Origin of the sequence: Kitasatospora sp. NPDC090308, from assembly GCF_044769485.1 — a bacterium.
GTDB lineage: Bacteria > Actinomycetota > Actinomycetes > Streptomycetales > Streptomycetaceae > Kitasatospora > Kitasatospora fiedleri.
In genome coordinates, this window is the sequence record NZ_JBIVXY010000002.1 from 618,614 (window position 1) to 637,847 (window position 19,234).

Annotated in this window: 14 protein-coding genes; 6 read left to right on the top strand and 8 right to left on the bottom strand. The window is 73.1% G+C overall.

What is annotated here, in order from left to right; genetic code table 11:
* Positions 1-7 precede the first annotated feature (7 nt).
* Positions 8-970 carry a zinc-binding dehydrogenase gene (locus tag ACIQVD_RS06770; RefSeq protein ID WP_402286469.1) on the top strand — a complete coding sequence of 321 codons (963 nt, stop codon included), beginning with the start codon at positions 8-10 and terminating at the stop codon, positions 968-970.
* A gap of 82 nt (positions 971-1,052) precedes the next feature.
* Here ACIQVD_RS06770 and ACIQVD_RS06775 read toward each other — a convergent pair whose 3' ends face one another.
* The 7 genes from ACIQVD_RS06775 to ACIQVD_RS06805 all read right to left on the bottom strand — a co-directional run bounded on the left by ACIQVD_RS06775 (position 1,053) and on the right by ACIQVD_RS06805 (position 11,530).
* Positions 1,053-2,069 (bottom strand): helix-turn-helix transcriptional regulator, encoded by a 1,017-nt coding sequence (locus tag ACIQVD_RS06775; protein ID WP_402286472.1) that lies wholly within the window; start codon positions 2,067-2,069, stop codon positions 1,053-1,055.
* Positions 2,069-2,962: a DUF4097 family beta strand repeat-containing protein gene (locus ACIQVD_RS06780; RefSeq protein ID WP_400681881.1), complete on the bottom strand. Its 894-nt coding sequence runs from the start codon at positions 2,960-2,962 to the stop codon at positions 2,069-2,071. The genes ACIQVD_RS06775 and ACIQVD_RS06780 overlap by 1 nt, the downstream gene beginning before the upstream one ends.
* 241 nt (positions 2,963-3,203) lie before the next feature.
* On the bottom strand, positions 3,204-3,386 hold the full coding sequence (locus ACIQVD_RS06785; RefSeq protein ID WP_100836393.1) for a DUF6104 family protein: 183 nt from the start codon (positions 3,384-3,386) through the stop codon (positions 3,204-3,206).
* Between the two features lie 63 nt (positions 3,387-3,449).
* Positions 3,450-5,291 (bottom strand): serine/threonine-protein kinase, encoded by a 1,842-nt coding sequence (locus tag ACIQVD_RS06790; protein WP_402286475.1) that lies wholly within the window; start codon positions 5,289-5,291, stop codon positions 3,450-3,452.
* A 229-nt stretch (positions 5,292-5,520) separates the two neighbouring features.
* On the bottom strand, positions 5,521-9,267 hold the full coding sequence (locus tag ACIQVD_RS06795) for a multifunctional oxoglutarate decarboxylase/oxoglutarate dehydrogenase thiamine pyrophosphate-binding subunit/dihydrolipoyllysine-residue succinyltransferase subunit (RefSeq protein WP_402286477.1): 3,747 nt from the start codon (positions 9,265-9,267) through the stop codon (positions 5,521-5,523).
* A 301-nt stretch (positions 9,268-9,568) separates the two neighbouring features.
* The gene (locus tag ACIQVD_RS06800) at positions 9,569-10,717 is read right to left on the bottom strand and encodes a sensor histidine kinase (protein ID WP_400681872.1); all 1,149 of its coding nucleotides are present in this window, start codon (positions 10,715-10,717) and stop codon (positions 9,569-9,571) included.
* Positions 10,718-10,795: 78 nt separating this feature from the next.
* Positions 10,796-11,530, bottom strand: coding sequence for a response regulator transcription factor (locus tag ACIQVD_RS06805; protein WP_014138042.1), 735 nt, complete (start codon positions 11,528-11,530; stop codon positions 10,796-10,798).
* 317 nt (positions 11,531-11,847) lie between these two features.
* Here ACIQVD_RS06805 and ACIQVD_RS06810 point away from each other — a divergent pair, with 317 nt between their 5' ends.
* The 3 genes from ACIQVD_RS06810 (at position 11,848) to ACIQVD_RS06820 (ending at position 15,751) form a co-directional block, all read left to right on the top strand.
* Positions 11,848-12,570, top strand: a complete 723-nt coding sequence (locus tag ACIQVD_RS06810; RefSeq protein WP_402286480.1) for a rhomboid-like protein — start codon at positions 11,848-11,850, stop codon at positions 12,568-12,570.
* Between the two features lie 170 nt (positions 12,571-12,740).
* On the top strand, positions 12,741-15,134 hold the full coding sequence (gene lon / locus ACIQVD_RS06815) for an endopeptidase La (protein WP_402286482.1): 2,394 nt from the start codon (positions 12,741-12,743) through the stop codon (positions 15,132-15,134).
* A gap of 86 nt (positions 15,135-15,220) precedes the next feature.
* Positions 15,221-15,751, top strand: a complete 531-nt coding sequence (locus tag ACIQVD_RS06820) for a GtrA family protein (RefSeq protein WP_402286484.1) — start codon at positions 15,221-15,223, stop codon at positions 15,749-15,751.
* 18 nt (positions 15,752-15,769) lie between these two features.
* Here ACIQVD_RS06820 and ACIQVD_RS06825 read toward each other — a convergent pair whose 3' ends face one another.
* The gene (locus ACIQVD_RS06825; protein ID WP_400681862.1) at positions 15,770-16,813 is read right to left on the bottom strand and encodes a DUF3533 domain-containing protein; all 1,044 of its coding nucleotides are present in this window, start codon (positions 16,811-16,813) and stop codon (positions 15,770-15,772) included.
* 118 nt (positions 16,814-16,931) lie between these two features.
* On the opposite strand from ACIQVD_RS06825, the gene ACIQVD_RS06830 reads away from it, so the two are divergent.
* Both ACIQVD_RS06830 and ACIQVD_RS06835 read left to right on the top strand, forming a co-directional pair.
* Positions 16,932-17,396, top strand: coding sequence for a MarR family winged helix-turn-helix transcriptional regulator (locus tag ACIQVD_RS06830; RefSeq protein ID WP_400681859.1), 465 nt, complete (start codon positions 16,932-16,934; stop codon positions 17,394-17,396).
* A 108-nt stretch (positions 17,397-17,504) separates the two neighbouring features.
* On the top strand, positions 17,505-19,085 hold the full coding sequence (locus ACIQVD_RS06835; RefSeq protein WP_100836384.1) for an MDR family MFS transporter: 1,581 nt from the start codon (positions 17,505-17,507) through the stop codon (positions 19,083-19,085).
* Positions 19,086-19,234: the final 149 nt, after the last annotated feature.

The window sequence follows — 19,234 nt, forward strand, 5'->3', positions numbered from 1 at the left end:
TCCGGGCATGTTCGCTGCCTACGCCGCCCGCATCAGTCCCGACGACCCGCTGAGCGCACTGGAACTGGGCGAGGTGCCCGAACCGGAGGCCCGCTCCGGCTGGAGCGTGGTGACGGTCAGGGCCGCCACGCTGAACCACCACGACCTGTGGTCGCTGCGCGGGGTGGGCCTGCCCGCCGAGCGGCTGCCGATGGTGCTGGGATGCGACGCGGCGGGCGTCGACGAGGACGGCAACGAGGTGGTGATCCACTCGGTGGTCGGCCAGAGCGGCCACGGGGTGGGCCCGCACGAGCCGCGCTCGATCCTCACCGAGCGCTACCAGGGCACCTTCGCCCAGCGCGTCGCGGTGCCGACCTGGAACCTGCTGCCCAAGCCGGCGGAACTGAGCTTCGAGCAGGCGGCCTGCCTGCCGACCGCCTGGCTGACCGCCTACCGGATGCTGTTCACCAACGCGGGCGTGAAGCCCGGCGACACGGTGCTGGTGCAGGGCGCCGGCGGCGGGGTGTCCACGGCGCTGGTGGTGCTGGCCAAGGCGGCCGGGCTGCGGGTGTGGGTCACCGGACGGGACGAGGCGAAGCGGGCCCGGGCGGTGGAGCTCGGCGCGGACGCGGCGTTCGAGAGCGGCGCCCGGCTGCCGGAGCGGGTGGACGCGGTGATGGAGACGGTCGGCGCGGCGACCTGGTCGCACTCGGTGAAGTCGCTGCGCCCGGGCGGCACCATCGTGATCTCCGGGGCGACCAGCGGCCCGAACCCGAAGGCCGCCGAACTGAACCGGATCTTCTTCCTGGAGCTGAAGGTGGTCGGCTCGACCATGGGCACCAAGGAGGAACTGGCCGGCCTGCTGGCGCTGTGCGCCCACACCGGGGTGCGGCCGGTGATCGACTCGGTGCTGCCGCTGGCCGGGGCCCGGGAGGCGTTCGCCCGGCTGGAGCGCGGGGACGTGTTCGGCAAGCTGGTGCTCACCCCCTGACCCGGGGCCCGGCCGGGGCGCCGGACGTGGGCGGAGCGCCCCCGACCCGTCCTCGGGGGCGCTCCGGGTCTCCGGTGCGGGCCTAGCGTCCGTACAGGGCGCGGGCGGCGGCGGCCAGCGCCTGCCGGGCGCGGGCCAGCCGGGCGGCGTCGACGCCCCGGTCGCGGGCGGTGTCCCGGACGTGGTCGCGGAACCGGTCGAGCAGGCGCTCCAGCTCGCGGGCCGGGTCGCCGTCCGGGTCGGTACGGGCCCAGTCGGGCAGCTCGGCGGCGTCAACGGTGCCGGCAGCGTCCGCCGGGCCGGTCGCGTCCGCCGGGGCGTCCTTGTCCAGGTCGATCCGGACGGCCGGCTCCTCGGAGCTGCCCCAGCGCGCGGCGTCCGCCAACGAGCCGAGGCCGCGGGTGAGTTCGGCCAGGCCCTCGGCCAGGCCGGCCGACCAGTCGCCGCCCGAGGCGTGCGCCCGGACCTGCTCCTCGACCCGCCGCTTGAGCCGCAGCGCCTCCTGCTGGGCGGCGGTGCGGGCGGCCCTGGACTGCTCGCGCAGCCGCCTGGACTCGGCCTCGGCGGCCTTGGCCTGCTGCCGGGCGGCCTTCTCCTGCTCCTTGGCGCGCCGGGCCTGCTCCTTGGTCTCGGCCTTGAGCCGGGCGAACTCCTCCTTGGCCCGCTGCCAGGACTCCTGGTCGCGCCAGGGGGTGCCGGTCGAGGAGGCGCCGGGCTCGGCGGCGGCCTGGTTCCACAGCTCGGCGCGCAGGTCCTTGGCGTTGTCCCGGACGTCCTGCCGGATGGCTCCGGCGAGCTGGCCGACCGAGTCGTGGATCTCGGCCTCCAGGTCGGTCAACTCGGCCGCGCGGGAGGTGAGTTCGGCCCGGCCCTGGTCGGTGAGCCGGTAGACCTTGCGGCCGCCCTCGGTGGTGTGGCTGACCAGGCCCTCCGCCTCCAGCTTGGCCAGCCGGGGGTAGACGGTGCCCGCGGAGGGCGCGTACAGGCCGTGGAAGCGCTCCTCCAGCAGGCGGATCACCTCGTAGCCGTGCCGGGGGCTCTCGTCGAGCAGCTTCAACAGGTAGAGGCGCAGCCGCCCGTGGCCGAACACCGGTGTCATCAGGACTCCTTGGTCAGGTCGAGCGGGGCCGCCGACAGTTCCTTGGCCGGCTGCTCCTCCTCGGACTCGGGGCGGCGCTGGACGGTGACCGCGCCGGTGACGGTGGTCACCGCGAGGCGGCCGCGGCCGGTGCCGAGCTGGCCGGAGAGCTTCTTGGAGCCCCAGCCGCCGCCGACGCTCAGCTCGGCGAAGGCGCTGGAGAGCGTCCCGCTGGTGGTGCCGGCCTCGACCTTGGCGTCGGCGAGGGCGGGCAGCCGGACGCCGACCGCGCCGGAGACGGTGTTCACGCCGATGTCGGTGGGGGTGGCGGCGTCCAGGTCCAGGGTGACGGCGCCGGAGACCGAGTGGGCGCGGATCTTCGTCGCGGAGCCGGCCACCAGGGTGACCGCGCCGGAGACCGTGTTGACCTTCAGCTGGCCGGACAGGCCCTCGGCGTCCACGTCCCCCGAGACGGTGTTGGCGCTGACCAGGCCGGTCAGCCCGGCCAGCGTGGTGGCGCCGCTGGCGCCGTGCACGCCGACCTCGCCCGCGATGCCGGAGATGGTGGCGTCGGCGGAGACGGTGCCGACCCGGACCACGGCGGCGGCCGGGACCGCGACCGTCAGGTCGGCGCTGCGCTTGCGGCGCAGCCCGGAGAAGAAGGACTTGACCGTCTGCACCGACTTCACGGCCTCGCCGAACTCGCCCCAGCTGAGGTCCTTGTAGGTGACGGTGAGCACGCCGTCCTCCAGGGCGACCTGGAGCGGCTCACCCTCCAGCCGGGCCACCTCCAGCCGGGCGGGCCCCTCGGTGGGGACCACGTTCACGGTGCCGTCGACGACCCGCACGTGCAGGGTGTGCACGCTCTCGTCGAAGGCGATCTGCTGAGTGCTGTCTACCGTCCACTGCGTCATGTCCGACTCCCCGTCCTCCCATACGCGATGTATCGCGTCGTCCTGTTATTCACGATATATCGCGTGGCGCGGAAGTCAAGGCGCTCCGGCCCCCACCCCGGCCCGGAGCGCACCCCGAGCCGACCCCGAGCCGGACTCCGGGGCGGGGCCGGACCGGGCTCCGGACCGGGCCCCGGGAACGCGAACGGCCCGGGAGGCGAACTCGCCTCCCGGGCCGCGCTGCTGACGTCGCGTCAGCCGGTCACTCCTCGTCGTCCTCGTCGTCCAGCCGGGCCAGCCAGGTGGCCAGCCGCTCCACCGGCACCTCGAAGTCCGGGTTCAGGTCCACGAACTCCCGCAGGCGCTCGGCCAGCCACTCGAAGGTGACCTCCTCCTCGCCTCGCCGGCTCTCCAACTCCTCGATGCCGCGGTCGGTGAAGTACACGGTGGTTCGCTCCGGGGGTGGGTGGTTCCAGGTCCGTCGGAACCCAGGATAGTGGCGCGCCGATCAGCCGTTGTACCGGTAGTAGCTGAGCGAGAGGGAGACCGCGCCGTCGTTGGTGACGTTGGTGACCTTCATGATCGCCACGCTCCAGCTCTGCCGGTTGCGCACGCAGATCATCCGGCCCGGCGGCAGGTCCCCGTACGGGAACGCGGCGCTGGGGTTCTTGTCGATGGCGTCCGAGCACTCCTGCGGGGTGAGCGAGTCCGCCTTGCTGAGGTAGCGGTCGAAGTCGTCCGGCACGGACAGCTTGTCGTAGCCCGGCCGCACCAGGCCGTCGCTGACCGAGGTCGGCACCACCTTGCCGTTGACCAGGTCGAAGCCGTAGTCGCTGCTGGGCGCGGACAGCTCGCGGTCGGTGTAGACCGCGGTGAACCCGGCGGGCGCCCCGCTCGGGCGGGCCGACCCGGAGGGCGAGGACTTCGGGCTGCCGGAGGCGGACGGCGGCGGCGGCGACACCTGGTCCTGGCCCACGCTGTCGCCCCCGGCACCGCCGCCGGTGGGGCTCGGACCGACCGTGACGGTCTCGGTGGCGACCGGGGTGCCCCCGGTGTCGCCGCCCAGCTGCTTCATCAGCACCAGCCCGCCCGCCGTCCCGGCCAGCAGGGTCACCAGCGCGACGATCAGCAGGGTCTTCCAGGACACCCCGCGGTGGCGCTCCGCCGGTCCGGCCGGGGCCGGCTCGGCGGCGAGCGGGACGGCCGGGCCGGGCGGCGGGGTGTGCTGCTCGGCCAGCCGCACCGTCGGGTCGGCCGGGGCCACCGGGCCGGTGACCGCCTCGGAGACCGGGGCGGGCGGCCCGAACACGCCCGCCGGCGGCGCCACCGGGGCGTGCTGCACCGGCGGGGCGAGCGGCTGCGGGGGAGTGGCCGGCAGGGTCGGCGGCGCGGCCGACAGCGGGGTCGGCGGGGTCCGCGGCAGGTCGGAGCGCCGGGTGATCTCGGTGTTCACCTGCCCCGGCAGCCAGTCCTCGCCGAACCGCAGCTGCCCGCCCACCGCCGGGTGCTCGCGGGCCGCCAGGATGATCTCGGCGGGCGTCGGCCGGTCCGCCGGGTCCTTCGCCAGGCAGCGCCCGATCAGCTCGCGCAGCGGTGCGGGCACGCCGTTCAGCTCCGGCTCCTCGTGCACCACCCGGTACAGCACCGCGGTGTCCGGGCCGTCGCCGAACGGCGGCGCGCCGCCCGCCACGTACGCGGCCAGCGCGCCCAGCGCGAACACGTCGGTGGCCGCGGTGACCGGCCGCCCCTGGGCCTGCTCCGGCGACATGAACGCCGGCGAGCCGATCCGGTAGCCGGTGCCGGTCAGCGCCGTCGCGTCGGCGGCCCGCGCGATGCCGAAGTCGATCACCCGCGGCCCGTCCGCGGCCACCAGCACGTTGGCCGGCTTGAGGTCCCGGTGCACCACCCGCACGCTGTGGATCGCCTGCAGCGCCTCCGCGATGCCGCCCACCAGCAGCAGCACCGTCCGCACCGGCAGCGCCCCGTGCTCGCGCACCACCTGCTGGAGCGACGGCCCCGGCACGTACGAGGTGACCAGCCAGGGCGCGCCCGACTCCAGGCCGCCGGAGTCGATCACCTGCGCCGTGTACAGCCCGTGGATGCGCTGGGCGCTGCTCACCTCCTGCGCGAAGCGGCGGCGGAACTCCCCGTCCTCGGCGAACTCCGACCGCACCACCTTGAGCGCCACCGGACGGCCGCCCGGCGTGTACGACAGGTAGACCCGGCCCATGCCGCCGGCGCCGAGCCGGGCGAACAGCCGGTAGCCGCCGACCTCGCGGGGGTCGTCCGGCAGCAGCGGCTGGAAGACCGGTGGGAGCGGAGCGGCGTGCTGCGGAGTGTCGGCTGCCATGAGGCGGGTCCCCCTCGGATGAGCGTGTCGAAAGACGGCCGTCCGGCGCGCGGCGCCGGGAACGGCGAACCACAACCTATCGACCCGTCAGAAACCGTGCAGCCCACCGGCTCCCGCAGTGCGTCACGGTCCGGAAACGGAAGCGCCCCCGCCCCCGGAGAACCGGGGACGGGGGCGATCCGTGCCGTGCCGTACGGCGTCGTGCCGTGCAGTGCCGCGCCTCAGCGCGTCAGAGCGAGAACACCTCTTCGATCAGCGCCTGCTGCTCGGCGGCGTGCCGCTTGGCGGAGCCGACCGCGGGGGCCGAGGAGGCCGTGCGGGCGACCCGGCGCAGCCGGGCGTCGCCACCGGAGCGGCCGACCACGACCTGCAGGTGGTCGACCAGGTTCATCGCGATGAACGGCCAGGCGCCCTGGTTGGCCGGCTCCTCCTGCGCCCAGACGAACTGGACGTTCTCGCCGTAGCGGCTCAGCTCCTCCTGGAGCTCGGCCACCGGCAGCGGGTACAGGCGCTCGACGCGGACGATCGCGGTGTCGGTGGTGCCGCGCGCGGTCCGGGCCGCCTCCAGGTCGTAGTAGAACTTGCCGGAGGTGATGACCACCTTGCGGACCTGCGCCGGGTCGACCGTGCTGTCCCCGATCACCGGGCGGAACGAGCCGCTCAGGAACTCGGAGGTGGCGGACGCCGCGGCCTTCAGGCGCAGCATCGACTTCGGGGTGAAGACGATGAGCGGCTTGTGGTGCGGGTTGTGCGCCTGCCAGCGCAGCAGGTGGAAGTAGTTCGACGGCAGGGTCGGCATGGCGACCGTCATGTTGTCCTGCGCGCACAGCTGCAGGAAGCGCTCCGGGCGGGCGGACGAGTGGTCCGGGCCCTGGCCCTCCATGCCGTGCGGCAGCAGCAGGGTGACGCCGGAGTGCTGGCCCCACTTCTGCTCGGCCGACGCGATGTACTCGTCGACCATGGTCTGCGCGCCGTTGACGAAGTCGCCGAACTGCGCCTCCCACATGACCAGCGCGTTGGGGCGGGTCAGCGAGTAGCCGTACTCGAAGCCCATCGCCGCGTACTCGCTGAGCAGCGAGTCGTAGACGGTGAACCGGGCCTGGTCCTCGGTCAGGTACATCAGCGGGGTGTAGTCCTCGCCGGTGTTCCGGTCGATCAGCACCGCGTGGCGCTGGCCGAAGGTGCCGCGGCGGGAGTCCTGGCCGGCCAGCCGGACCGGGTGGCCCTCCATCAGCAGCGAGCCGATGGCGAGCGCCTCGCCGGTGGCCCAGTCGATGGTGTTGTCCTCGACCGAGGCGGCGCGGCGCTGCAACTGCGGCAGCAGGCGCGGGTGCACGGTCAGCCAGTCCGGCAGGTTGACCTGCGAGGCGGCGATCCGCTTGACCATCTCGGCGGAGATGCCGGTCTGGATGGAGACCGGGAAGTCCGCGACCGGGCGGCCGGCCTCGGCCTGGGCCGGGGCGGCGACGGCCTCGCGGACCTCGGCGAACACCTTCTCCAGCTGGCCCTGGAAGTCCTGCAGCGCCTGCTCGGCCTCTTCCATGGTGATGTCGCCGCGACCGATCAGCGCCTCGGTGTAGAGCTTGCGCACCGAGCGCTTCTTGTCGATCAGGTCGTACATCAGCGGCTGGGTGAACGACGGGTTGTCGGCCTCGTTGTGACCGCGGCGGCGGTAGCAGATGAGGTCGATCACGACGTCCTTGTGGAACTGCTGGCGGAACTCGAAGGCCAGCCGCGCGACGCGGACCACGGCTTCCGGGTCGTCGCCGTTCACGTGGAAGATCGGGGCCTCGATCATCCGGGCCACGTCGGTGCAGTACATCGAGGAGCGCGAGGAGGCCGGGGCGGCGGTGAAGCCGACCTGGTTGTTGACCACGATGTGCACGGTGCCGCCGGTGCGGTAGCCGCGCAGCTGCGACATGTTCAGGGTCTCCGCGACCACGCCCTGGCCCGCGAAGGCCGCGTCGCCGTGGATCTGGATCGGCAGCACCGGGAAGGTGGTGCCGCCGAAGTCCAGGATGTCCTGCTTGGCGCGGGCGATGCCCTCGACGACCGGGTCGACGGTCTCCAGGTGCGAGGGGTTGGCGGCCAGCGACACCTTGATGGTCTCGCCGTCCAGGCCGGTGAAGGTGCCCTCGGAGCCCAGGTGGTACTTCACGTCGCCGGAGCCGTGCATCGACTTCGGGTCGAGGTTGCCCTCGAACTCGCCGAAGATCTTGCCGAACGGCTTGCCGACGATGTTCGCCAGCACGTTCAGCCGGCCGCGGTGGGCCATGCCGATGACGGCCTCGTCGAGGCGGTGCTCGGCGGCGGCGTCGATGGTGGCGTCCAGCAGCGGGATGAGCGACTCGCCGCCCTCCAGCGAGAAGCGCTTCTGCCCGACGTACTTGGTCTGCAGGAAGGTCTCGAACGCCTCGGCCGAGTTCAGCCGGCGCAGGATGCGCAGCTGCTCCTCGCGCTCCGGCTTGGTGTACGGCTTCTCCAGGCGCTCCTGCAGCCAGGTGCGCTGCGCCGGGTCCTGGATGTGCATGTACTCGATGCCGACGGTGCGGCAGTAGGTGTTGCGCAGCAGGCCGAGGATGTCGCGGAGCTTCATCATCTTCTGGCCGCCGAAGCCGCCGACCGCGAACTCGCGCTCCAGGTCCCACAGGGTGAGGCCGTGCGAGACGACGTCCAGGTCGGGGTGCTTGCGCTGCATGTACTCCAGCGGGTCGGTGTCGGCCATCAGGTGGCCGCGGACCCGGTAGGAGTGGATCAGCTCGATGACCCGGGCGGTCTTGTTGACCTCGTCGTCGTGGGTGGTGGCCACGTCGGTGGCCCAGCGCACCGGCTCGTACGGGATCCGCAGGGACTCGAACACCTCGTCGTAGAAGTTGTTCGCGCCCAGCAGCAGCTGGTGGATCGAGCGCAGGAACTCGCCCGAGGCCGCGCCCTGGATGACCCGGTGGTCGTAGGTCGAGGTCAGGGTCATGGTCTTGGAGATGCCCAGGCGGGCCAGCGTCTCCTGGGAGGAGCCCTGGAACTCGGCCGGGTACTCCATGGCGCCGACGCCGACGATGGTGCCCTGGTTCTGCATCAGGCGCGGCACCGAGTGCACGGTGCCGATGCCGCCGGGGTTGGTCAGCGAGATCGTGACGCCGGTGAAGTCGTCCATGGTCAGCTTGTTGGCGCGGGCCCGGCGGACGATGTCCTCGTAGGCCTGCCAGAAGCCGAAGAAGTCGAGCGTCTCGGCCTTCTTGATGGCCGCGACGACCAGCTGGCGGTCGCCGTTCGGCTTGACCAGGTCGATGGCGAGGCCCAGGTTCACGTGCTCGGGCTTCACCAGGTAGGACTTGCCGTCCTCCACCTTGTAGCTGTGGTTCATGCCGGGGTTGGCCTTCACGGCCTGGACCAGCGCGTAGCCGATCAGGTGGGTGAAGGACACCTTGCCGCCGCGGGCCCGCTGCAGGTGGTTGTTGATGACGATGCGGTTGTCGATCAGCAGCTTCGCCGGCACGGCGCGCACCGAGGTGGCGGTCGGAACCTCCAGCGAGGCGTCCATGTTGGACGCCACGGCCTTGGCCGGGCCGCGCAGCTGGACCAGCTCGGGGCCCTCCGCGGCGGCCTTCGCGGGCGCGGCGGCGGCCGGGGCCGCCGCCTTCGGCGCGGGCGGCGCGGCGGGGGCGGCCGGGAGCGGCGCGGGAGCGGCCACCGGCTGCGCGGGCGCCGGCGCGACGGGCGCGGGGGCGACGGGCGCGGCCGGAGCTGCGGCAACGGGAGCGGCAACGGGGGTCGGCTGGGCGCCGACCGGAGTTGCGGCCTGGGTCACTGGAGTCACCTCGGTACCGGGCTTGTAGTCGGCGAAAAAGTCCCACCAGGCACGGTCGACCGAGGCCGGGTCCTGGAGGTACTGCTGGTAGATCTCGTCGACGAGCCACTCATTGGGGCCGAAGCCAGTGGAGCTTGCCGAGCTGGGGGTTTCTTGGTGTGGCGACACGGGGCAACCGCCCTCTTCCGCTTCCTTTTGGGATGGTGGACAGCGGGGATTAAGGCTACGCCTCCGACCAGTGATCGCGCAGTCCCCGGTGGTCAGGCGTCGCCCAGATCACATCGCTGAGCTGGTTTTTGGCTGAATCCGAGCGTTAGAGATGCCGGAAATCAGGGAACTCGGCCCCTGATCGGTCGTGGTCATACCGGCGGAAAATCGGACGAACCAGTGGTCTGGACCATTTTACGGCCCGGGCCGGGGACCGGCACCGAGCAGCCCGGCCCCGGTCTGTACCGATTGCGCCACAGTCTCAGGCCGGCACCGGCGTCCCACCCGGGAGGGTGACCTCGATCCGGCAGCCCGCGGCCGCCTCCGCCACCCGGATCCGGCCGCCGTGCAGGTCCACCGCCCAGCGCGCGATCGCCAGCCCCAGGCCCGTCCCGCCGTCGCTGCCCGGCCCCAGCGCGGTCGGCGAACCGCTGCGGCCGAACCGCTCGAAGACCCGCTCGCGGTCCGCCGCCGGGATGCCAGGACCCTGGTCCTCGACCTCCAGCAGCAGCCCGCCGCCCTCCGCCGCCCGGGCCCGCACCGTCACGGTGCCCCCGGCCGGCGAGTGCTTGCAGGCGTTGTCCACCAGGTTGGCCACCACCTGGTGCAGCCGCTCCGCGTCCGCCACCGCCGCCAGGTCGGCCGGCTGCACGTCCAGCGCCAGCCGGACGTCCTCGCGCCGGGCGTACGCGCCGCCCGCCGTCGCGCCGTCCACCGTCACCCCGCGCAGCACCCCGTCCAGGAACGGGCCGACCCGGAACGGGCGGGAGTCCAGCGGGACCACGCCGTCGTCCAGCTTCGACAGGTCCAGCAGGTGGGTGACCAGCCGGCCCAGCCGCTCGGTCTGCTCCAGCGCGGTGCCCAGGTTCTTCGGGTCCGGCTTCACCACGCCGTCCACCACGTTCTCCAGCAGGCCGCGCAGCGCCGCGATCGGCGTGCGCAGCTCGTGCGAGACGTTGGCGATCAGCTCGCGGCGGTGCCGGTCGGCGGCCTCCAGGTCGCCCGCCATCCGGTTGAAGGTGTCGGCCAGTTCGCCGATCTCGTCCCGCGAGGACACCTCGACCCGGGCGCTGTAGTCGCCCTCCGCCATCGACCGCGCCGCCGCCGTCATGTCGCGCAGCGGCGCCGTCAGGCCGTTCGCCAGGAACTGCATGAACAGCAGCGAGGCGATCAGCGAGAAGATCATGATCAGCCGGATCTGGGTCTCCGAGCGGATCGCCACCACCACCATCCCGGTGGCCAGCACCACCGAGACGACCACCAGCATGGCCAGCTTGCCCTTGATCGACCGGACCGGGTCGAACGGGCGGATGTCGGCCCACACCCGGTGCGCGGCGCGCGCCGCGAGCGAGGGCCGGGGCCGGGGGGAAGCCGGTTCGGCTTCCCCGTTGCGTTGCTGCGGAAAGGTCATGGTGTCCCTGCGACTCGTGCTCGGGGCGGGGCGGGGGCAGCCGCGCGGGCCCGCGGGCCCGGGACCGGCGGGGCCCGGTCAGGACAGCGGGGCCTCCAGCGCGTACCCCACGCCGTGCACCGTGCGGATCCAGCTCGCGCCGATCTTCCGGCGCAGCGCCTTCACGTGGCTGTCCACCGTGCGGGTGCCGGACGCGTCGGTCCAGTCCCACACCTCGGCCAGCAGCTGCTCGCGGGTCAGCACCGCGCGCGGCTGCGCCGCCAGGCAGGCCAGCAGGTCGAACTCGGTCGGCGTCAGGTGCACGTCGCCCGAGCCCAGCCGGACCCGGCGCTGCACGTGGTCGATCTCCAGCTCGCCGAACCGCAGCGACCCCAGCGCGGGGGTGCGGGCCGCCTGCTGGGCGCGCTCCACCCGGCGCAGCAGCACGTTCACCCGGGCCGCCAGCTCGCGCATCGAGAACGGCTTGGTCATGTAGTCGTCCGCGCCGACGCCCAGACCCACCAGCAGGTCCGTCTCGTCGTCCCGCGCGGTCAGCATCAGCACCGGCACCGGGCGCTGCGCCTGGATCCGGCGGCACACCTCCAGGCCGTCGAAGCCCGGCAGCATGATGTCGAGCACCACCAGGTCCGGCTGCCAGGTGTGGAACCCGTCCACCGCGCCCGGCCCGTCGTGGGCCACCGCCACCTTGAAGCCCTCTGCTCCCAGCCGGGCCGCGATCGATTCGGCGATGGTGGGCTCGTCCTCCACGACGAGCACCCGTCGCTGGGTGCCCACCGGCCCACTGCTGATCGTCTCTTGCTGGATCTCTGTCACGGTCACGCCACCGCCCCCAGGGCTCGCGGGCCGGCCGTCCGGGGGGACGGCGGGCTCCGCTCGTAGTCGTCTTGTTCCGTCGTCGTCTTGCTTCCGCCGTGCCGTTCCGCGCGGGAGCGCCCCGTCCGCGGTCGCGGCCGGTTTGGCAGGTCCCCGCTCGGACGGGCACGGGCCGATACCTTACCCGGAGCACTTGCGAGCTGTAACGGTACGTGTGCGAGCGGCAGGTGCCGGGGCGGAGGTCTTCACAGAAGTTCCTCAGACGGCTCTCACCCGGCCCCCGTATCGTGGGCCGGACAAGGCGTTCTGGAGGCACCATGACCAGCGCGGAACTGCGTCGACGACTGATCCGCCCCGGGCTGCGGGCCGTGCCCACCCCGCGGGCCAACCCGTTCGCACTCGGTTACCTCGCGCTGCTGCTCGGCACCACCCTGTACGGGCGCCTGGGCGATCCGGAGACCGTGCACCGGCTCCAGTCGCTCTCCTCCACCGACGCGCACAACCTGCTCGTCCACCCCGCCCTCTCCCTGGTCGGCAGCGGCCTGTGGGTCGCCGGACCGGTCTGGATGCCGTACTTCTGGGCCTTCGCCCTCACCGTCGCACCCCTGGAACGACGCGTCGGCGGCCTTCGTGCCCTCGGCGTCTTCGGCGCCGGCCACGTCGCCGCGACGCTGCTCTCGCAGGCCGTCGTGGTCGCCGCGGTGGCGACCGGCCGGGCCGGGAAGGAGCTGCTCGACGCGATGGACATCGGCGTCTCGTACGGCGTCCTCGCCTCGCTGGGCGCGCTCGCCGGGCTGCTCGGCCCGGTGGGGCGGCGGACCGCGCTGGGCGCGGGCGTCGCGCTGGTCGGCCACCAGCTGGTGACCGACCCCGACCTGGTCACCTCGGTCGGCCACCCGGCGGCCCTGGCGGTGGGCGTCTCGCTCTGGCCGCTGCTGCGCGGCCGCGGGCCCCGGCCGCCGTGGCGGGCGCGGCGGGCGCGGCGGGCGCCGGCCTGGCAGGTCCGGTCCCGCCCGGAGACCGCGTCCGTCGAGGGCTGACCGCCCGTCCCCCGCGCCGTCCCCCCGTCGTCCCCCGCCGTTCCCCGTGCCCCGACCGGGGTGCGGGGTTCTCGCGCTGCGTTCACTGACGGTGAACAGCGGGTGGGGAACAATCGCGGTGCACCGAACCTTAGTCAGGTCAGCTCAACTTCACTGACTGGGGAGAGATCATGGCATCGACGTCCGTTCCACTCACCCTGCCCGTGCTGCCGCTCGACGACGAGGTAGTGCTTCCCGGCATGGTGGTTCCGTTGGAGCTCTCGAATCCCGAGGTGCGGGCCGCCGTGGAGGCGGCGCGGGCCGGGAGCGGCGGGGGCAAGCCGCAGGTGCTGCTGGTGCCGCGGCTGGACGGGTCGTACGCGGCGGTGGGCGCGCTGGCGACGGTCGAGCAGGTCGGGCGGCTGGCGGACGGCGACCCGGCGGCGCTGGTGCGGGCCGTGCGCCGGGTGCGGATCGGCGCCGGGACGACCGGGCCCGGGGCCGCGCTCTGGGTGGAGACCACGCCGTTCAAGGAGTCGGACCAGGGGCTGCCGGTGGCGGGGCGGGCGGCCGAGCTGGTCAAGGAGTACAAGGCGCTGTCGACGCAGTGGCTGCGCCGTCGCGGCGCCTGGCAGATCGTCGACCGGGTGGCCGCGATCGAGGACGTCGGCGAGCTGGCCGACCACATCGGCTACGCGCCGTTCGCGACCGCCGAGCAGAAGCTCAAGGTGCTGCTGGAGGCGGACCGCCCGGCCCGGCTGGAGTACGCGCTGGGCCTGCTGCGCGAGCACCTCGCGGAGGAGGAGGTCAACGACACCATCCGCAAGGACGTCGAGGAGGGCGTGGCCAAGCAGCAGAAGGAGTTCCTGCTGCGGCGCCAGCTGGAGGCGGTCCGCAAGGAGCTGGCCGAGCTGAACGGCGGGACGGACTCCGAGGAGGACGACTACCGGGCCCGGGTCGAGGCCGCCGCGCTGCCCGGGAAGGTCCGGGAGGCCGCGCTCAAGGAGGTCGACAAGCTGGAGCGCTCCAGCGACCAGTCGCCCGAGGGCTCCTGGATCCGCACCTGGCTGGACACCGTGCTCGAACTGCCGTGGAACGAGCGCTCCGAGGACGCGTACGACATCGCCGGGGCCCGCGCCGTGCTGGACGCGGACCACACCGGCCTGGCGGACGTGAAGGACCGGATCGTCGAGTACCTGGCCGTCCGCAAGCGCCGGGCCGACCAGGGCCTCGGGCAGATCGGCGGACGCCGGGGAGGTGCGGTGCTGGCGCTGGTCGGGCCGCCCGGCGTGGGCAAGACCTCGCTGGGCGAGTCGGTGGCGAAGGCGATGGGCCGGTCCTTCGTCCGGGTCGCGCTCGGCGGCGTGCGCGACGAGGCGGAGATCCGCGGCCACCGCCGGACGTACGTGGGCTCGATCCCGGGCCGGATCGTCCGGGCGGTCAAGGAGGCCGGGACGATGAACCCGGTGGTGCTGCTGGACGAGATCGACAAGGTCGGCTCGGACTACCGGGGCGACCCGGCGGCGGCCCTGCTGGAGGTGCTGGACCCGGCGCAGAACCACACCTTCCGGGACCACTACCTGGAGGTCGAGCTCGACCTCTCCGACGTGGTGTTCCTGGCCACCGCGAACGTGCTGGAGGCCATCCCCGAGCCGCTGCTGGACCGGATGGACCTGGTCCGCCTCGACGGCTACACCGAGGACGAGAAGGTCGCCATCGCCCGCGACCACCTGCTGCCGCGCCAGCTGGCCAAGGCGGGCCTGGGCGAGGCCGAGCTGACGGTGGACGAGCGGGCGCTGCGCAGGCTGGCCGCCGAGTACACCCGGGAGGCGGGCGTCCGGAACCTGGAGCGGGCGATCGCGCGCATCCTGCGCAAGGTCGCCGCCCAGGTCGAGCTGGGCGAGCGCGAGCTGCCCGCCGCGGTCGGCCCGGACGACCTGCGGGCCCTGCTGGGCCGGCCGCACCACGTGCCGGAGTCGGCCCAGGAGCCGGCCGAGCGCCGCACGGCGGTGCCGGGCGTGGCCACCGGGCTGGCGGTCACCGGGGCCGGCGGCGACGTCCTCTACATCGAGGCCTCGCTGGCGGACGCCGAGACCGGCTCGACCGGGCTGACCCTGACCGGCCAGCTGGGCGACGTGATGAAGGAGTCCGCGCACATCGCGCTCTCCTACCTGCGTTCGCGCGGCGCCGAGCTGGAGCTGCCGGTGACCGGGCTGCGCGAGCGGGGCATCCACCTGCACGTGCCGGCCGGCGCGGTGCCGAAGGACGGTCCGAGCGCGGGCATCACCATGACCACGGCGCTGGCCTCGCTGCTGTCCGGCCGCAAGGTGCGCACCGACGTGGCGATGACCGGCGAGGTGTCGCTGACCGGCCGGGTGCTGCCGATCGGCGGCGTCAAGCAGAAGCTGCTGGCCGCGGACCGCTCCGGGATCACCACGGTGATCATCCCGAAGCGCAACGAGGCGGACCTGGACGACGTCCCCGCCGAGGTGCTGGAGCGCCTGACGGTGCACCCGGTGTCCGACGTCCGCGAGGTGCTGCGGCTCGCCCTGGAGCCGGCCGAGGTGCTGGTGGCGGCGGCCTGACGCCCCGTCCGGCACCACCGGGGGCCCGCGGACCCGTCCGCGGGCCCCTGGTGGTCTCCGGGCGGCGCCGGTGGGAGACTGCCCGCATGCCGTCCCCTACGCAGCGCGTGCTGGCCGCCGTCCCGGAGCGCTACCGGCCGTTCCTGGTCAAGCACCGCACGCTGGTGAAGTTCCTGGTGGTCGGAGGGACCTGCTTCCTCCTCACCATGCTGATCAACTTCGGCCTGAAGACCACCGTGCTGGAGAACAAGCCGGTGCTGGCGCTGACCGTCGCGACCGTGGTCACCACGGTGATCTCGTACGTGCTGAACCGGCAGTGGTCGTTCCGCGCGGTCGGGCGCAAGCGGGAGGCGGCCGGGTTCTTCGTGGTGAGCGCGCTGGCGGTGGGGGTGAACGACCTCCCGCTGGTGGCGTCCCGGTACGTGTTCGACCTCCGGACGCCGGACGTGAGCCACTTCGCGCAGGAGATCGCCGACTTCTTCAGCGGGATGATCGTCGGCACCCTGCTGGCGATGGCGTTCCGGTTCTGGGCGATGAACCGCTTCGTCTTCACCGAGCTGGCCGAACGGGAGCCGGAGGACCGGCGGCGGCCGGGGCGGGAGCCCGAGCGGGTCTGACCCCCGCCCCGGCCGGGCTCACCCCTCGGCCGGGATGGGGCGGCCGAACCGGGGCGGCCGGGCCACCGCGAGGAAGGTCACCGCGACGCCGCCCACCGCCCAGGCCGCCAGCACCAGGAACGGCACGGTGAGGTGGGTGGAGTCCAGGTAGGCGATCGAGCGGGCCGCGGAGGTGCCGGCCCCGTTCGGGATCCACTCGCCGATCGCCCGCCAGAACGCGGGCAGCAGCGGCGGCGGGAAGACGCCGCCCGCGCTGGGGTTGCCCAGCACCACGAAGAGCAGCACCGCCAGGCCGATGCCGACCACGTCGAACAGGCACTCCAGGGCCATCGTGACGGCGCCGACCGAGAACACCACCAGGGTGCCCAGCCCGGTGAGCGCGGCGATCGAGCCGGGCAGCGCGTGCAGGATCGGGCCGATGATCAGCGCGCCGCCGAGGCCCGCCGCGACCGAGTACAGCGCCAGCGTGCCCAGCCGCAGCAGCGCCCGACCGGTGTTGGCCGGGCGGGAGCCGGCGCTGATCCCGAGGATCGAGGCGACCAGGTAGCCGCCCACGCACCAGCCGACCACCAGGTAGAAGGCGGACAGGCCCTCGGCGTCGCCCTTGGCCAGCGGGATGGTGTCGTCGACCACGACGGTCCGGCCCTGGGCGGCGGCCAGCTTGGTGACCACGCCCTCCGCGGCGGTGGCGGCGGCCGGGCCGCGGGCGTCGGCGACCAGCAGCGCGTCCTCGGTGCCGGTCGGGTCGAACACCCAGGCCGCGTAGACCTTCTGGTCCTTGATCCGCTCCCGCGCGGTGTCGCCGTCCGGCAGCGCGGAGGCGCGCACCGCGCTGTCCGGGACGGACTCCAGCGCGCCGACCAGCTTGGGCGCGACCTCGGGCGGGGCGACCACCGCGATGGACAGCTCGTGCGGCGTCGGGTGGTGCAGCGCGCCCACGTACGAGGTGATGAAGCCGAGCTGGAGCAGCAGGACGGCGACCACCAGGAAGAACGCGCGGGGGGTGACCGCGTCCCGGAGGTCGCCGAGGAATCCCTTGCGCTGCTCTGCCGTGTGGGCCATGGCGGGGCGTCTCCCTCTATATAGCGGTTCGAATGCGGCAAAAAAGTCAAAACGGATACTTCATATCATGAAACAGTTGCGTGCCGGGGGAGGCGCGAGCTGCGCGATACTGAGCGCCATGAGTGACCCCCTGGACCGGCGGAACCCCGCCGAACTGGCGTTCCTCGCGGTCGAGCGCGAGGTGGCGACGCTGTTCCGGCGCAGCCGGGCGCGGGCCGCGGAGACCTCCCGCCTGGTGCACCCCGAGCTGGAGGCCGGGGCGTACGTGCTGCTCGGGTTCATCCGGGAGTCCGGGCGGGCCCGGGTGACCGACGTCGGACTGCACTTCGGGGTGGGCAAGGCCACCGTGAGCCGGCAGATCCGGGCGATCGAGGAGCTGGGCCTGCTCTGCCGGGAGACCGACCCGCTGGACCGGCGGGCCTCGCTGGTCTCGCTGACCGAGGAGGGCGAGCGGCGGTTCGCGGCGGCCCGGGAGGTGCGGATGGCGCGGTTCCGGGCCTCGCTGTCCGGGTGGGAGCTGGGCGAGCTGGAGCAGTTCGCCCGGCTGCTGGAGCGGTTCAACGAGCTGACCGAGGGGGTCTGAGGGCGGCCGGTCGGGAGGGTTTCTTTACTTGGGCTTGAAGAAAGTTGCCTCAGTCAACTATCGGCGTATAGTTGCTTGAGGCAACGAATTTTTAGTCGAAGGAACCGCATGTCGACGACCCTCAAAGCACCGCCGCAGGTCCAGATGTCCCACCGCCAAGTCCTCGAAGCCCTCTCGGGCCTGCTGCTCGGCCTGTTCGTGGCCGTGCTCTCCTCCACGGTCGTCTCCAACGCGCTCCCGCGGATCCTCACCGACCTGCACGGCGGCGAGTCCGCGTACACCTGGGTGGTCACCGCCGCCCTGCTGTCGATCACCGCCGCCACCCCGCTCTGGGGCAAGCTCTCCGACCTGGTCAGCAAGAAGCTGCTGGTCCAGATCGCCATGGTGATCTACGTGTTCTCCTCGGCGCTGGCCGGCCTGTCGCAGAGCATCGGCATGCTGATCTTCTGCCGGGTGCTCCAGGGCATCGGCGCCGGCGGCGTGATCGCGCTCGGCCAGATCTGCCTGGCCGCGATGGTCCCGCCGCGCGAACGCGGCCGCTACAGCGGCTACTTCGGCGCGGTCTTCGCGCTCGCCACCATCGGCGGCCCGCTGATCGGCGGCGTCATCGTGGACACCTCCTGGCTCGGCTGGCGCTGGTGCTTCTACGTCGGCGTCCCGTTCGCCCTGGTCGCCATCCTGGTGCTGCAGCGCACCCTCAAGCTTCCCGAGGCCCCGGCCCGCAAGCCGAAGATCGACTACCTGGGCGCGACGCTGATCACCGCCGCCGTCAGCCTGCTGATGATCTGGATCTCGCTGGCCGGCAAGAACTACGACTGGGTCTCCTGGCAGACCTTCGTGATGGTGTTCGGCGGCCTGGCGCTGGCCGGCCTGTTCGTCGCGGTCGAGAAGCGCGCCGCCGAGCCGCTGATCCCGCTCGACCTGTTCCGCCACCGCACCGTCGCCCTCGCCGCGCTGGCCAGCGCCTTCGTCGGCGTCGGGATGTACGGCACCACCACTTTCCTCGGCCAGTACTTCCAGCTCGCCAAGGAGAAGTCGCCCACCCAGGCCGGCCTGCTCACCCTGCCGATGATCCTCGGCCTCGCGGTCTCCTCCACCGTGGCCGGCCGGCTGATCACCAAGTACGGCAAGTGGAAGGGCTTCCTGGTCGCCGGCACCGTGCTGCTCGCCACCGGCCTCGGCCTGATGGGCACCGCCCGGGCCGACACCTCGTACGCGCTGCTCGCCCTCTACATGCTGCTGGCCGGCATCGGCCTCGGCCTGACCAGCCAGAACCTGGTGCTCGCGGTGCAGAACACGGTGCCGCGCAACGAGCTCGGCGCGGCCAGCTCGGTGGTCACCTTCTTCCGCACCATGGGCGGCGCGATGGGCGTCTCCGCGCTCGGCGCGCTGCTCGGCAACAAGGTCGCCAGCTACGCGGCGGAGAACTTCGCCAAGGCCGGCATCCCGGCCGCCGGGGCGGGCGGCGACGGCATCCCGGACCTCAAGAAGCTGCCCGCGCAGATCGTCCCGCTGATCACCGACGCGTACGGGCACGGCGTCGGCACGGTGTTCCTGATCGCCGCGCCGTTCGCGGTGGTCGGCTTCCTGCTGGTGCTGTTCATCCGCGAGGTGCCGCTGCGCACCTCCAACGAGGAGCGGGCCGCCGCCCCCGCCGAGGCCAAGGCCGCGGAGCTGGTCGCCGACTGACCGACTGACCGGCGGACCGGCGGACCGCCGGACCGCCGACACCCGAGAGACGACATGCGAGAAGGGCCCCCGCCGGTGCGGCGGGGGCCCTTCGCCGTGCGGTGCGCACGGGCGGGTGCGGTGCGTACGGCCGGTGCGGTGCGTACGGC

Coding starts and splice junctions, on each gene's coding strand:
- lon (WP_402286482.1), top strand. CDS start 12,741: ATGGCATCGACGTCCGTTCCACTCACCCTGCCCGTGCTGCCGCTCGAC.
- ACIQVD_RS06775 (WP_402286472.1), bottom strand. CDS start 2,069: ATGACACCGGTGTTCGGCCACGGGCGGCTGCGCCTCTACCTGTTGAAG.
- ACIQVD_RS06820 (WP_402286484.1), top strand. CDS start 15,221: ATGCCGTCCCCTACGCAGCGCGTGCTGGCCGCCGTCCCGGAGCGCTAC.
- ACIQVD_RS06825 (WP_400681862.1), bottom strand. CDS start 16,813: ATGGCCCACACGGCAGAGCAGCGCAAGGGATTCCTCGGCGACCTCCGG.
- ACIQVD_RS06830 (WP_400681859.1), top strand. CDS start 16,932: ATGAGTGACCCCCTGGACCGGCGGAACCCCGCCGAACTGGCGTTCCTC.
- ACIQVD_RS06800 (WP_400681872.1), bottom strand. CDS start 10,717: ATGACCTTTCCGCAGCAACGCAACGGGGAAGCCGAACCGGCTTCCCCC.
- ACIQVD_RS06770 (WP_402286469.1), top strand. CDS start 8: ATGTTCGCTGCCTACGCCGCCCGCATCAGTCCCGACGACCCGCTGAGC.
- ACIQVD_RS06780 (WP_400681881.1), bottom strand. CDS start 2,962: ATGACGCAGTGGACGGTAGACAGCACTCAGCAGATCGCCTTCGACGAG.
- ACIQVD_RS06810 (WP_402286480.1), top strand. CDS start 11,848: ATGACCAGCGCGGAACTGCGTCGACGACTGATCCGCCCCGGGCTGCGG.
- ACIQVD_RS06790 (WP_402286475.1), bottom strand. CDS start 5,291: ATGGCAGCCGACACTCCGCAGCACGCCGCTCCGCTCCCACCGGTCTTC.
- ACIQVD_RS06835 (WP_100836384.1), top strand. CDS start 17,505: ATGTCGACGACCCTCAAAGCACCGCCGCAGGTCCAGATGTCCCACCGC.